This window comes from Pseudochrobactrum mosebachae (assembly GCF_048914685.1).
Classification (GTDB): domain Bacteria; phylum Pseudomonadota; class Alphaproteobacteria; order Rhizobiales; family Rhizobiaceae; genus Pseudochrobactrum.
Map to the genome: position 1 here is coordinate 69,762 of NZ_CP128408.1, position 13,554 is coordinate 83,315.

A 13,554-nucleotide genomic window follows, 5' to 3' on the forward strand; every position below is an offset into this window, starting at 1 on the left:
GATATAATTGTTACTTAATATATTGATTTAGTTTATGTGCCTGCTGGCCGTGGTATTTTTGTGAATAGCCGAAGCACATTCTCACCGGTTATACGACGGATTTCTTCGTCACTCACCCCGATAACCTCAGCGAGTACGGCCGCAGTATGCGCCACAAAAGCCGGTTCATTACGCTTGCCGCGGTGAGGCATCGGCGCAAGATACGGCGCATCCGTTTCCACCAGTAAACGGTCATGCGGTACAATTTTCGCTGCCTCACGGATTTCAGCAGAGTTCTTGAAGGTGATGATGCCTGAGAAAGACACATAGCCCCCCAGCTCGACACCAACCCGCGCCAGTTCAATACCAGACGAAAAACAATGCAGGATAAACGGAAAAGCGCCTTTGGCGGTTTCTTCACGCAAGATTGCCGCCATATCCTCATCCGCATTGCGGGCATGGATAACCAGTGGCAATTGTGTGTGCCGTGATGCCTCAATATGCACCAGCAGGCCCTGGCGCTGCGCCTCGGGCGTGGAATAATCATAGTGATAATCCAGACCCGCCTCGCCGATGGCGACAACCTTGGGATGGCTGGCCAGCCGCACCAGATCATCGGCAGTAATATCCAGCTCTTCATGGGCATTATTGGGATGAGTGCCGACCGAGCAATACACCTGCTCATAGGCTTCAGCGACCGCTAAAATCTGATCAAATTTTTTAACGCGGGTGCAGATGGTCACCATCTTTTCAACGCCCGCATCCAATGCACGCTGGATAATTGCGTCACGCTCTTCAGAGAAATCAGCAAAATCGAGATGGCAATGACTGTCTACTAGCATAATTTATAAATCCTGTGCCGCAATAGCATCTGCGCTACGGGCATCAGATGCGGGGTTGCCCCCGCATCCTTATTTAAGCATTTATTCTTCAGTTTCCACATAACGCGGGAAGATTGCCTGTGGCGCAGGCAATTCTGCGCCACTGACCAGCACATCGCCAAGATCGGCAAAGCTGCGTTTATCTTCTGCAATACCCAGTATATCCAGCAGTTTGGCTGAGGATGTCGGAATAAAGGCTTGTGTCATAATACCAACGCGGCGCAGTACTTCTGCGGTTACGTAGAGCACGGAGCCCATGCGAACCGGATCGGTTTTTCGCAATGCCCAAGGTTCCTGAGCGGCGAAATAACGGTTAGCCTCTGATACAACGTTGAAAATTGCGGCCAGCGCCTGATGGATCGCCTGCCCCTTCATGGCATTGCGTGCAAGAGCAATCGCTTCTTCAGCCAGCTTCAGAATTGCCGTATCTTCCTCATGGAAATTGGCTTTTTCCGGAACTTTGCCTTCACAGTTCTTGGCAATCATCGACAGTGAACGCTGTGCAAGATTGCCCAGATCATTGGCAAGATCAGCATTGGTGCGGTTCACGATCGCTTCATGATTATAGCTGCCATCCTGACCGAAAGGCACTTCACGCAGGAAGAAATAACGAACCTGATCAAGACCGTAACGGTCGATGAATGCAAAAGGATCGATAACATTGCCAACCGATTTCGACATTTTTTCGCCGCGGTTAAACAGGAAACCATGGGCAAAAACGCGCTCTGGCAAAGGCAGACCGGCAGACATCAGGAATGCAGGCCAGTAAACCGCGTGAAAGCGCACAATGTCTTTTCCTAGAATATGCGCAGATGCCGGCCAGAATTCTGCCTTTTCCGCATCCATATCCGGATAGCCGATAGCGGTGAGATAGTTGGTCAGCGCATCAACCCAGACATACATCACATGCTTGTCATTACCGGGAACCGGCACACCCCAGTCAAAAGTGGTGCGCGACACCGAAAGGTCACGCAAGCCCGATTTGATAAAGCTCAGAACTTCATTGCGGCGCTCGGAAGGGCCGACAAAATCCGGATGCTTTTCAAAATATTCAATCAGTGGTTCCTGATATTTTGACAGGCGGAAGAAATAGCTTTCTTCTTCATGCCACTCAACCGGCGAGCCAATCGGCTCACGGCGCACACCATCTTCGCCAACAGTGGTTTCGCTCTCGTCAAAATAGGCTTCCTGACGCACTGAATACCAACCGGCATAGCTATCGAGATAGATGTCGCCATTGGCAACCATACGCTCCCAGATCGCCTGACAGGATTTGTAATGGCGCTCTTCGGTGGTGCGGATAAACTGGTCATGCGACGAGCCAATTTTGGCCAGCATGTCTTTAAATACAGCGGAGTTTTTATCTGCGAGTTCAAGCGGCGTGATGCCTTCTTTCTCGGCAGTCTGCTGCATTTTCAGACCATGCTCGTCAGTGCCGGTCAGAAACAGCACTTCCTTACCATCGAGGCGCTGAAAGCGTGCCATCGCATCGGTGGCAATCGAGGTATAAGCGTGGCCGATATGCGGAGTACCATTCGGATAGAAGATCGGGGTAGTAATATAAAATTTTTCGCGGCTCATGTCGGATCCGTCTCGTCGAGAAAACTATCTCATGAAGTCAATATGATGATAACTGATGAAACCGGCATATCGCATGTCAGCCTGTAAGTCAGCCCTTATCGGGGACAAAAACAAACACATGCTTTATTTATTGCCGTTTTTAAACTCTGCATCGCCGTTTGTTACTGTTAACAATGCAATGTCTTGTTTCTGTATCATAATTATCATCGGTGTAATTTCGGGCTCAATCGGCGGCTACAGCCGGTCTTTAGCCTCAGACCGGCATGCCGCTTCGCATCGTGCGATACATTTTTTCCATCATAATCATGGCCGCCTGTTTGCGGTCGAGATTATAGCTTTCCGTTTCAATATTTTCACGGCGTAATTCATCCCAGAACTGCGACCAACGACTGGCTGCAGCACCATCGCCCTGCTCTGCAAAAGCTGTTGCCTGCGCTGCTGCTTTATCCAGCACATGATCCAGAAATAACTGGTTCTGTATCTCGGCCTCGCGGCCACCTAAAACACCTGCAAGCGCCTGCGCTTTAGACAGGTCAAAATAAGCGCCACTCAAAATACTATCCACCGTATCGGTGATTTCCAGCCCGCCATGGGCAACAAGCAACAAAGCTTTGCGTACAGAACCTTCTGCGCGCGCTGTTAAAGCTGTAAAATACGCCTCATCCTGCACATTAACGCCAACATCTTTACCGGCAATATCGAGCGCCTGTTTCAGCTCTGCATCATTGAGCGGTTTAAAGCTCAGGGATTGACAACGCGATCTGATAGTTGGCAGCAGCCGGCCTGATGAATGAGAAATCAGAATAAACAATGCACGAGCCGGTGGTTCTTCCAGCGTTTTCAAAAGCGCATTGGCAGCATTGCGGTTCATATCATCTGCAGGATCAATAATCACAATGCGCCATGCGCCATCGCCTGATGTACGGCTCAGAAAATGGGTGATCCGGCGAATTTCCTCAACCGTAATAGCAGTGCGGTATTTTCCGGTCTTATGATCAAACGGGCGTGTAATATGCAGCAATGCAGGGTGCATGCCTTGCGAAATCTGGCGGTAAGGTGGCTTATCAAGCTGCGGCACAGCCAGTTGCAACGGTGCATCCGCACCTTGCGGATAGTGCAGCATATGCCCTGCCAAATGAAAAGCTGTGGTTGCCTTGCCAATACCCTGCAAGCCTTCAAACAGCAGCGCATGATGCATCCGCCCTTCCTGATAGGCCTGACCTAGAAAACTGCGTATATCTTCATGCGCAGTCAGAAATGTACTGGCATTGGGCGGGGTAACGCCGTGTATCTCGTCATAACTGCTATTGGGTGCCGGATCAGCCATGAGCATGCACCTCACGCTCACGCAGCAGATCATCGGTTAAGGCGGCAATTTCGGCACTGATAATTTCTACCGGGCGTTCAGCATTAATGATTTTACAACGCTGCGGTTCATGAGCGGCAATGGCCAGAAAAGCCTGCCGGCGAGCTTCATGTGTTGCAATCGTCTCTTTTTCAAAACGATCTGCCACATCTGTTCCGCGGCGGGCACCTGCCCTTGCCAAGCCTTTATCGGCCGGAATATCGAGAATGATTGTCAGATCCGGCATCAGCCCGTCAATTGCAATGCGCTCAATATTTTGCATGAAATGCGGGTCAAGATTGCCGCTGATACCCTGATAAACACGGCTGGAATCAATAAACCGATCACAGAGCACAATTTTTCCGGATTGAATGGCAGGGCGAATTTTCTGATCCACATGATCGCTGCGTGCGGCGGCAAACAACAGGGCTTCCATTGCGGGGCCATAGGCTTCAGCAGCGCCACTCAGAATAACATGGCGCACTGCCTCAGCACCTGAGGAGCCTCCGGGCTCACGTGTTACAACCAGCTGATAGCCGAGTTTGCGCAGATGATCGGCCAAAGCTAGGATCTGCGTGGATTTGCCCGCACCCTCGCCGCCTTCAAATGTTATCAGCAATCCCGACAAAGCTCTGATTTTCCTGCATTGAATATCTAAAAATGACTATCACAGCTTATTCAGGATGCATCGGGCTTTGTCAAATAAAACCACCACAGTTATTGCTGCAGTTCGGCCTCTTATCATGTGAGGCGGTTACCACAGGCGGCGCAGCCATCCTGTTGCCAGCTCATAGAGTGCATCTAACGATTTGTTTTTCAAACTGCCTTCGGCCACATCCTGCGCTGCAAAAACAGGGCGTTCCAGCAACAGCTCCTTATCGCGCAGGATTTGCAAACGACCAAGCTGCTGCCCCTTTTTAACCGGAGCCGCAACCGGTGCCTGATAAATCACCTGCGAGCGTAATTTACCCTTATCAGTGCGTGGCACCAGAACTGCTACCGGTTGATTGACGACTAATCCTACGGAGCTTTGGCTGCCGCCATACAGGGAAGCGTGTACAACCTCGGCCCCAGCATTAAATACCGGCTGCTTAATAAAATCATCCATTGCCCAGCGAAACAGCTTTTCTGCTTCTTCAGCACGCTGCTGCACGGTTTGCGCGCCAGCAAGCCCGAGAAACACCCGCCGACCACTTTGTTGTGCTGATGCAATGATTGAAAAGCCGGAATCCTTGGTGCCGCCCATAGCCAGACCATCGGCGCCAAAATTCAATCGCAATAACGGGTTTCGGTTACGCTGCATAATATTATTCCACGTAAAGCTCTCCTGAGCATAAAGCGGATAATAATGTGGATAGGTTATTTGAAGATGCTGAGCCAGTTTCAACATATCTGTGAGCGTAACTTTTTGCTCTGCCCCCTCTTGCGGTAATCCGGTGGGATTGGTGAAGACTGAGTTGTGCATGCGCAGCACTTGCGCACGCTGGTTCATTGCGCTTACAAATGCCTGCTCAGTGCCACTCATACCCTCTGCCAGCACCAATGCGCCGTCATTGGCGGCTTGCACCACCAGCCCCTGTATCAGGTCATTGACAGTGAGCTGAGATTTGATCTTGGCAAACATAGTTGCCGAGCCGGACGGTGCGCCACCCGTGCGCCATGCATATTCGCTCACGGTAAAACTAGCTTCAGGCTGCAAAGCCCCTGTTGACAAGGCGTTAAAAGCCACCTCCGCGGTCATCAGCTTGGCCAATGAGGCAGGCGGAAACGTCATATCGGCCTTGCGGGAAAACAACACGCTGCCGGTTTCCGCGTCAAACAGCAATATCTGCGGTGCGTTGACAGTAAAAGGTGGTTCGGCACTTTGCGCTGTCAAGGGCAGCAAGACGCTGGCATTCAGGCCAAGCATCAGCACAATTGTCGAACGTTTTTTGCGGACAGATGCTGTCATACCCGTATTGCCGCAAAAACCTATCACTATAATCTCCGTCAGTCTCACCATTGTTCCGGCTTTTAAAGATAGAGCAGGATGATTGACGAGATGTGAAATAAAGTAAAAAAACGTCCGGCAGTGCCGGACGTTTGATGAAGTGCAATAATGAATATTGGTTATTCTGCGCGCACCACAAAGGCATCGCCAGCACCGGCTTTCCATGCTGCTTGCAACAAAGCGTCATTCTGACCGCTACGTGATTTTGCGGTCAGGCTGTAGATTTCACCTTGTAATTGCGGGGTGATCGTGCGGCTGACTGCACCATAGCCTTGCAATGCAGTGGCAACTCTCTCAGCCTCAGCTTTATTTTTAAAGCTGCCGAGATCGACATATTCACCCTGCTCAGGGTCGCTTTGGCGGAATTTTTCAATTTGTGCCTCACGCCATTGCGATGAAGCTGCTTGTGGCATCAGCACTTTGGAATAAACGCTTTCAGCGCTCTGAGAAATGCGGTTGCCGGCATAGGCTGCCAGCAGGATATCAGAACCTGCTGATGCAACATTGTAGAGGTTGTCAGGCTTATCAAGCGGCACCGGCACAATTGCAGGTATTTGCGGAACAGAGCCGTCTGTAAAGCCGAATGACACAGGTTGCTGTGTCGCTACCTGATTGAATGCAGAGCTATTCTGCTGTGGATTTGCCGTTGGTGTCGGGCCGTTCATTGCCAACATCACACCTGTTGCCGGTTGCCCGATGGCATCACCACCCTGACGATAAGACGCCATCAAAAACGCGTCATCCTGACCGTCCAGTGGTGCACGACCTACATATTCAACCTTAACATTAGCAGTGCCATGATGCTTGTAATCCAACAACTCAGCCGCTTTTTCAGACATATCAATAATACGATCATTGGAATACGGGCCACGGTCATTGATACGCACAATCACCGAGCTGCCATTGGCAGTATTGGTAACACGGGCATAACTTGGCAAAGGCATGGTCGGATGTGCGCCGGTGAGGTGCGTCATATCATAGACCTCACCATTGGCAGTTAAGCGACCGTGAAATGCAGAACCGTACCAGGAAGCGCGGCCAACCTTGCTGTAGTTCGGTTCTTCTTTGGGCTTATACCATTTATTTTTTACTTTATAAGGCTTGCCAATCTGATTACGGCCACCGCCACGCGGAATTTTTTGACCATTGGCCACACGCGGGCTGGCTTTTACGCCATAAACAGATTCAGCGAAATACTCTTTGGAGCGCTTCTTCTTTTTCACTTCAGGCTGTGGTGAAGCACAGGCCGTGGCGATCAGGCCAACAACACCAAGATACAGCACTCGCCTGACCTGACAAGATTTTAGCATCCAGCCTCCGTTAACGCTGTTATTTTGTACCAGTGGCCTGTGTGGTTGTTTTTGAAACAATCTCATACGCTACTCAAACCCGTTACAAACACCAATAAATATTCTGCAATTGCTACGGCTATTCCCACTGTCATTAATGGCAGTTTGGATTAGCTTTCAGTCGTTTATAAAACAGAACAGTTTCAAAATCTTTATTCAAGTCAGAAAATGCACTTTATCCCGCGACACTTCGCAAGAATTCACTAACAGAACCTTAATTCTGGTCTCAAGCTAAGGTTTTGGATTTAATTATCCTGTGCTTAATGCGGCCGCAGAACTCTGATACGCCCTTAAATATAGTCACCATTGTTGAATATAAGCTACCGAAACAAGAAAATAACAAAAAAACATAATAAAAATCTGTATGTTTAAACAATGCTCTAGGTGATTTTTGTACAGTTTTTTACAGCATAATCTGTCGATTTACGATAATCATATTGCAAAACCTTATGCTCAGGCTTTACCATTAACCAAGTTTATATTTTACGGGGGATTGCTGACTGTGACTACGGAATTAACTCTCGCTGTGTGGATGATCATACTTGCGGTTGTCCAGATATTATTGCCTGCAGCATTCCGTAATCGTGAAACAGGTCTGAACTACAATGCCGGTCCGCGCGATGAGGCTGGTCCGCCCGTCGGCATTATTACCGGCAGATTGCAGCGCGCACAGCGTAACTTCTATGAAACACTGCCCCTGTTTCTGGCTGCCGTAATAATTGCACATATTGCGGGACGGGACAGTAACTTTACTTATTATGGAGCCTGGCTCTATGCCATTGCACGGGTAGTCTATGTGCCTGCCTACGGTTTAGGCATACCTTATCTGCGCAGTTTCATATGGTTTATATCAATGGCAGGTCTTGCAATGATTATACTGGCTCTTGCCGGTCTTTAATCAAGCATTATATACAATCAAAGTCTAAAATAATAAGTTCTTACATAAAAAGAATTTATATAATTGCCTGTTTTCCATTGGCATATGAAAAATATTGATCTATGTGACAGCAATATTGAGAGGTTTCAGGCAATACCTGTATTATAAGAATTTCAGTTATTAGATACACAATATTCAGATCAAGCATATATGTTCAGGGATATTTTATTTAGCTATGAAATCAGCTCTTTTAAAAGCATTTATTGTGTCGGCTGCCGCCGCAGCATTTTGTGTCGCTGTAAGCGTTATCATCGGTATCATACGCGGTTCGCCAGCAGGCGTCATTGGCATTAGCCTGAGCCTTGTTTTACCTTTAATTACCGCTTTTCCTACGCTTTCTGTTGCCTTCATTCGTAATGCACAATTAGCAACAGCCTTGAGCGACCTGGAAAAAGCACATTTAGAACTGCAAACCCGCTCTAAGCTTGATTTTATGACCGGCCTTTATAATCGTGAAGCGTTTTTCGACATGATGCGTAATGTGCGCTCACGTGTTGATAATGGTGCCCTGCTGTTGATCGATGCGGATCACTTCAAGAACATCAATGATCAATATGGGCATACGGTCGGCGACCGCGCGTTGAAGCTCATTGCTTTTGCTCTTCAAAATGTAACACGAAAAGGTGACCTCGTTGGTCGCGTTGGTGGTGAAGAATTTTGTGTGTATTTGCCTCATGCAAGCCGTGCGGCGGCTATTAGTGTTGGTGAACGGATACGCATAGAGATTGAGAATACACCGTTTTATATCTCTCAGGATAAAGTAGAGCCGCTGACAATCAGCGCCGGCGGTGCGATGGCGCAAAAAGCCGACAGCAATTCGCAAATTTTCAGCCGCGCCGATCATTGTCTTTATGAGGCTAAAAATCAGGGCCGCAACTGCATCATCTTTGAAAAAGCGGATGCAGGCAATGTCAGCGTATTTACCCCTTTTGTTATTACCGATAAGCCTGTAGAAGACGAAAACCGCCGCATTTCTTAATGTTTAAGTCCACAGCACTATGCTATCCTGCGCGGTAGAAACCGGTGAAAATCCCATACGTTGATAAAGTTGCAAAGCCCGCGGACTGTCGAGTGTGTTGGTTTCAAGTCTGATTTTATGCGGATTGTGCGCCCATGCAGCAGCAAGAGCCTCGGCAAAGAAGAATTTTGCCAAACCCCGCCCCTGATAATCCGGCACCAAACCAAAATATAACAGATCAACATTTTCTGGCAGGTTCAACCGCATTTCAGCAAAACCGGCAGGGCAACCATCGACATAGAGCAGCAAAATGCGCGTTGTTTCGGCTTGCAAGACCGAGGCCACTTTTTCATCACTCTGCATGCGCCGCAACATCCAGTGATGTGGCTTACCGATCACTTCATAAAGATAACGGTAGAAATGCACCGGCATCGCCTCGGCCAGCATGATTGCTAATCGCACATTTGCAGGTGGAGGAACCGCAATTGAAGACGGTGCAGTCATTTCTAATCTTGTCACCGTTACCGGAACTTCAATTGGGAGCTCAGTTTCAGGTCTTGTTTTATCCATCAGTCTCACCGCTTTGTCACGCTATGTCAGTTAAACTGATATAATAAACCTTTGTGAAGAAAACAGGGGTATTTATGCCGGTGCGACACCAAAGCGAATACGATAGCGGCGGTTTTCTTTACCTTTTTTCTCGATTTTACCAATATGGATGTCACCAATTTCGGCAGTATTGGCTACATGCGTTCCACCGCAAGGCTGGGAATCGACTGAACCATTCTCACCAATCATCACAAGGCGAATATGCCCGTGGCCGACCGGCGGACGTACATTCTTTGATTTGATCAGAGCCGGATTTTTTGCCAGCTCCTCATCACTGATCCAGCTTGTTGTGACCGGCGAAGCAGCATGCACCATATCCATCAGCTTTTGGCTCACCAATTCTTTGGTCAGCGCCGCATCCGGCAGGTCAAAATCAACGCGGCTGTCGTCAATATTAACCGCAGCGCCGGTAACCGGAAACGGACAGATAACCGACAATAAATGGCAGGCAGTATGCATCTGCATCAGCTTGTATCGGCGCTCCCAGTCAATCTCGGCCTCCAGCAGCTCGCCAATTTCCGGAACGGGTTGGCCGTCTGCTGGTATATGGATAAAATCGCTTTTGCTGGCACCATTGATAGTTGTGGTAATTTGAATTTCACTGCCGTCCCCCCGGCGCAAAACACCATTATCGCCGGGCTGGCCGCCGGATGTGGCATAGAACACCGTCTGATCAAGGATAATACCGCCCTCATCCGTCAGACCAATAACCTTGGCTGGCGTCACACGTAAATAAGCATCATCGCGAAAAAGAGGTGTCGTCACCAAAGCCTGCATCATCGTTCCCTAATAAATTTTTTATGAGAGATGTTTAGACTGCCTCATAGGGCACTGCAATATCTGTCTTTTTTAAAAGCCATTCCGGCACCGGCAAACCGCGCTCTTGAAGAAATACAGGATTATACATTTTTGACTGGTAACGGTTACCGTAATCGCACAGGATCGTTACAATTCGCTTGCCGCGGCCCAAATCCTTTGCCATGCGGATTGCACCGGCAATATTGATTGCTGAAGAGCCGCCAAGGCAAAGACCTTCCTGTTCTGCAAGGTCAAAAGCAAGTTTCAGCGCTTCCGCATCGCTGATCTGGTAAGAAAAATCAGGTTTAAAACCTTCAAGATTACCGGTAATGCGCCCTTGCCCGATGCCCTCAGTAATTGATGATCCCTCTGAGGTAAGTTCGCCAGTGGTATAATAGGCATGCAATGCTGCGCCTTCAGGATCAGCCAAACCGATTTTGATATCCTTGTTGAAATCTCGCAACCCTTGCGCTACGCCAGCCAATGTACCGCCGGAGCCGACCGCACAGATAAAGCCGTCAATTTTACCCTTCGTATCCCGCCAAATCTCCGGTGCCGTAGTTTCAACATGCGACAAGCGGTTGGCATGATTATCAAACTGGTTTGCCCAGATTGCGCCATTTGGCTCTGTTTTCGCCAGTTGTTCAGCAAGTCTGCCTGAAACACGCACATAATTATTCGGATTTTTGTAAGGTACGGCCGGAATTTCAATGAGTTCGGCACCAAGCAAGCGCAAGGCATCCTTTTTTTCCTGACTTTGTGTTTCAGGAATAACAATTACCGTGCGATAGCCAAGTGCTTTGGCCACCATTGTCAACCCGATACCGGTATTGCCTGCCGTGCCCTCAACAATCACGCCACCTGGGCGCAAAACCCCGCGCCGTTCCGCATCGCGGATAATATAAAGCGCGGCGCGGTCTTTGACTGACTGACCCGGATTAAGAAACTCGGCTTTGCCGTAAATATCGCAGCCTGTAAGTTCTGAAGCTTTATTTAAACGTATTAAAGGTGTGTTGCCGATCGCCTCAATCACTGAGTTTTTTACGTCAAAATCACCCATCATACACACCCTCTAGCTAATGAAATCAGAGGTCAAGCAACCCCATTCTTATGCTGAACCTATTGCTGCAATCACATTGTTTCAAGGTAATTTATTCTGGCAAAGCATCATTAAACAGCATAAAAGCATCGCCGGATAATATCCGGCGATGCTTTTATTTGTATCTTTATCAAGGCATTAGAGTGTGTCTTTAATACCTTGATAGAGTATCAGTGCAATAAGTTAGCTGTTCCAGCCTTGTCCGGCGCGGCTTTTATTGCGATGAAAAGACTTTTTGCCTGCAGGCTTTGCGGTACCGTTATTGGCAGCTGCAGGAGCAGCACGGCCACCGCTATTGCGGTTCGAGCGGTTGCGGTCTGCTGGCGCTGCTCTTGCCGGTGCATCATCGCTCAACTCACGCACATCAGCAAAACCGGTTGTACGCTGCACAGGACGATCCATATTTTTATAAGGACGCGAAGTCTTGCGTTTGGCACGTGGATCCGGCTTTGGTAGCTCATGATCAAAGGATGGCTTCAGCGGACGTTCCGGCAATGGGCCAAATTGTGCCGGCAGTTCTTTCTGCGGCAGTTTATTGCGGATAACCCGCTCCACAGCACGCAATTTTGGATTTTCTGTACCAGGATCATAAAGGGTAATCGCGGCACCTGATGCGCCGTTACGGCCTGTACGGCCAATACGGTGCACATAGCTTTCCGGCTCATCCGGCAAGTCATAATTGATCACATGACTGATACCCGGCACATCAATACCGCGGGCAGCAATATCTGTGGCAACCAGAACGCGGACTGTACGATCTTTAAAGCCGTTCAAAGCACGCTGGCGGGCATTTTGTGATTTGTTGCCGTGAATAGCTGCCACCGAATAGCCGTCACGCTCCAGATTGCGGGTAACCGCATCTGCACCATGTTTGGTACGGGTGAAAACGATAACAGTTTCAAATTTTGGATTGGTCAGCAGGCTTGAAAGCGCTGCCTTCTTTTCCTTGGTCACAACATTATAAATAATCTGGGTAATTTCGACAGCTGTTGAACCCTGCGGTGAAACTTCCACGCGAATAGGGTTGCGCAGCAGGCTTTCAGCCAGCGATGCAATTTCTTTTGGCATTGTTGCCGAGAACAAAGCTGTCTGACGATCTGAACGGGTTGCCTTGGCAATCCGCTTCACATCATTGATAAAACCCATATCGAGCATACGGTCGGCTTCATCAAGCACCAGCCATTTGGTGGCTGACAGGTCTACGCATTTTTCACGAACCAGATCCGTCAGACGCCCCGGTGTTGCCACCAGCACATCTACGCCAGGCAACATTTTGCGAACCTGACCCGCACGTGATACGCCGCCCAAAATCAGACCGGTTGAAAGATGCATGCCTTTTGAGAGCAAACGCACGGTTTCTTCAATCTGCACGGCGAGTTCGCGCGTTGGTGCAAGGATCAGCGCGCGGCAGGTTTTAGGCAAACGCTTGTCGCCAAGGGCTGCAATCTGCGCCAGAATTGGCAGCGAAAACGCAGCCGTTTTGCCGGAGCCGGTCTGGGCAATACCCAGAACATCCTTGCCCTGTAACTGGGCAGGCAAAGATTGCTGCTGGATTGGCTTAGGCGATGTCATGCCTGCAGCTTCAAGGTTTTTCAGCAACAGACCACTCATGCCCAAAGCAGCAAAGCCGCTTAAGGACGTTTCTGAAGCTTCGTCGTTGTGAGCGATGAAATTGTTAGGCGTCTGCATGTCCGCAACTGCGGAATGGGTATTTTCATTTTGAGTTTTCAAAACACAATCTTTCGATATGCGTTTGCAATCGGGAGGATCAGCATACGCACCATCAAATCACCATGCGCAAGCAGGCGATCCGGAAACAAATTTTAAACGACGAAGCGCCGGAACTTTTGAGTTCTCACGCGACTTGCGCTGTCGTATCCGGCACAGAATGTCCGGATTATTTCACCAAGCCGTAGCGAGGTAAATTTAAGACGCAACAAGTCCAGCATGGAAAGCCTGAATGCATATTTATGCATGATGGCCCAAGCGCCTGATGTGCATATGGGCGCTTTCATGCAAAAAAGCAAA

General features: G+C 49.0%; 12 protein-coding genes. 2 read left to right on the forward strand and 10 right to left on the reverse strand.

Going from position 1 to position 13,554, the window contains the following annotated elements; all coding sequences use genetic code 11:
* Positions 1–32 precede the first annotated feature (32 nt).
* The 6 genes from MP213Fo_RS00390 to MP213Fo_RS00415 form a co-directional block, all read right to left on the reverse strand.
* Positions 33–821 (reverse strand): TatD family hydrolase, encoded by a 789-nt coding sequence (locus tag MP213Fo_RS00390; protein ID WP_421089738.1) that lies wholly within the window; start codon positions 819–821, stop codon positions 33–35.
* An 81-nt stretch (positions 822–902) separates the two neighbouring features.
* Positions 903–2,441 carry a methionine--tRNA ligase gene (metG, locus tag MP213Fo_RS00395; protein ID WP_421089739.1) on the reverse strand — a complete coding sequence of 513 codons (1,539 nt, stop codon included), beginning with the start codon at positions 2,439–2,441 and terminating at the stop codon, positions 903–905.
* 253 nt (positions 2,442–2,694) lie between these two features.
* The gene (locus tag MP213Fo_RS00400) at positions 2,695–3,768 is read right to left on the reverse strand and encodes a DNA polymerase III subunit delta' (RefSeq protein WP_421089740.1); all 1,074 of its coding nucleotides are present in this window, start codon (positions 3,766–3,768) and stop codon (positions 2,695–2,697) included.
* A complete protein-coding gene (gene tmk, locus MP213Fo_RS00405; protein ID WP_421089741.1) occupies positions 3,761–4,414 on the reverse strand; it encodes a dTMP kinase in 654 nt (217 codons plus the stop codon). The genes MP213Fo_RS00400 and tmk overlap by 8 nt, the downstream gene beginning before the upstream one ends.
* Before the next feature lie 126 nt (positions 4,415–4,540).
* The gene (locus tag MP213Fo_RS00410; RefSeq protein WP_421089742.1) at positions 4,541–5,737 is read right to left on the reverse strand and encodes a D-alanyl-D-alanine carboxypeptidase family protein; all 1,197 of its coding nucleotides are present in this window, start codon (positions 5,735–5,737) and stop codon (positions 4,541–4,543) included.
* Between the two features lie 158 nt (positions 5,738–5,895).
* On the reverse strand, positions 5,896–7,086 hold the full coding sequence (locus tag MP213Fo_RS00415; protein WP_421089743.1) for a septal ring lytic transglycosylase RlpA family protein: 1,191 nt from the start codon (positions 7,084–7,086) through the stop codon (positions 5,896–5,898).
* Between the two features lie 541 nt (positions 7,087–7,627).
* Here MP213Fo_RS00415 and MP213Fo_RS00420 point away from each other — a divergent pair.
* Both MP213Fo_RS00420 and MP213Fo_RS00425 read left to right on the forward strand, forming a co-directional pair.
* Positions 7,628–8,023 carry an MAPEG family protein gene (locus MP213Fo_RS00420; protein WP_421089744.1) on the forward strand — a complete coding sequence of 132 codons (396 nt, stop codon included), beginning with the start codon at positions 7,628–7,630 and terminating at the stop codon, positions 8,021–8,023.
* Positions 8,024–8,237: 214 nt separating this feature from the next.
* Complete coding sequence (locus tag MP213Fo_RS00425) at positions 8,238–9,041, forward strand: GGDEF domain-containing protein (protein WP_421089745.1); 804 nt, start codon at positions 8,238–8,240, stop codon at positions 9,039–9,041.
* A gap of 3 nt (positions 9,042–9,044) precedes the next feature.
* Here the strand turns inward: MP213Fo_RS00425 and MP213Fo_RS00430 are convergent, their stop codons facing one another.
* The 4 genes from MP213Fo_RS00430 to MP213Fo_RS00445 form a co-directional block, all read right to left on the reverse strand.
* Positions 9,045–9,590 carry a GNAT family N-acetyltransferase gene (locus MP213Fo_RS00430; protein WP_421089746.1) on the reverse strand — a complete coding sequence of 182 codons (546 nt, stop codon included), beginning with the start codon at positions 9,588–9,590 and terminating at the stop codon, positions 9,045–9,047.
* 72 nt (positions 9,591–9,662) lie between these two features.
* Positions 9,663–10,406 carry an alanyl-tRNA editing protein gene (locus tag MP213Fo_RS00435; protein WP_421091170.1) on the reverse strand — a complete coding sequence of 248 codons (744 nt, stop codon included), beginning with the start codon at positions 10,404–10,406 and terminating at the stop codon, positions 9,663–9,665.
* Positions 10,407–10,440: 34 nt separating this feature from the next.
* Positions 10,441–11,487: a cysteine synthase A gene (locus tag MP213Fo_RS00440; protein WP_421091171.1), complete on the reverse strand. Its 1,047-nt coding sequence runs from the start codon at positions 11,485–11,487 to the stop codon at positions 10,441–10,443.
* Between the two features lie 222 nt (positions 11,488–11,709).
* Positions 11,710–13,215 (reverse strand): DEAD/DEAH box helicase, encoded by a 1,506-nt coding sequence (locus MP213Fo_RS00445; protein ID WP_421089747.1) that lies wholly within the window; start codon positions 13,213–13,215, stop codon positions 11,710–11,712.
* Positions 13,216–13,554: the final 339 nt, after the last annotated feature.

What these genes read in the sequence shown, in the direction of transcription:
- MP213Fo_RS00390 (WP_421089738.1), bottom strand. Translation starts at nt 821, where the DNA reads ATGCTAGTAGACAGTCATTGCCATCTCGATTTTGCTGATTTCTCTGAA.
- MP213Fo_RS00410 (WP_421089742.1), bottom strand. Translation starts at nt 5,737, where the DNA reads ATGACAGCATCTGTCCGCAAAAAACGTTCGACAATTGTGCTGATGCTT.
- MP213Fo_RS00415 (WP_421089743.1), bottom strand. Translation starts at nt 7,086, where the DNA reads ATGCTAAAATCTTGTCAGGTCAGGCGAGTGCTGTATCTTGGTGTTGTT.
- metG (WP_421089739.1), bottom strand. Translation starts at nt 2,441, where the DNA reads ATGAGCCGCGAAAAATTTTATATTACTACCCCGATCTTCTATCCGAAT.
- MP213Fo_RS00400 (WP_421089740.1), bottom strand. Translation starts at nt 3,768, where the DNA reads ATGGCTGATCCGGCACCCAATAGCAGTTATGACGAGATACACGGCGTT.
- MP213Fo_RS00435 (WP_421091170.1), bottom strand. Translation starts at nt 10,406, where the DNA reads ATGCAGGCTTTGGTGACGACACCTCTTTTTCGCGATGATGCTTATTTA.
- MP213Fo_RS00430 (WP_421089746.1), bottom strand. Translation starts at nt 9,590, where the DNA reads ATGGATAAAACAAGACCTGAAACTGAGCTCCCAATTGAAGTTCCGGTA.
- MP213Fo_RS00440 (WP_421091171.1), bottom strand. Translation starts at nt 11,487, where the DNA reads ATGGGTGATTTTGACGTAAAAAACTCAGTGATTGAGGCGATCGGCAAC.
- MP213Fo_RS00425 (WP_421089745.1), top strand. Translation starts at nt 8,238, where the DNA reads ATGAAATCAGCTCTTTTAAAAGCATTTATTGTGTCGGCTGCCGCCGCA.
- MP213Fo_RS00445 (WP_421089747.1), bottom strand. Translation starts at nt 13,215, where the DNA reads ATGCAGACGCCTAACAATTTCATCGCTCACAACGACGAAGCTTCAGAA.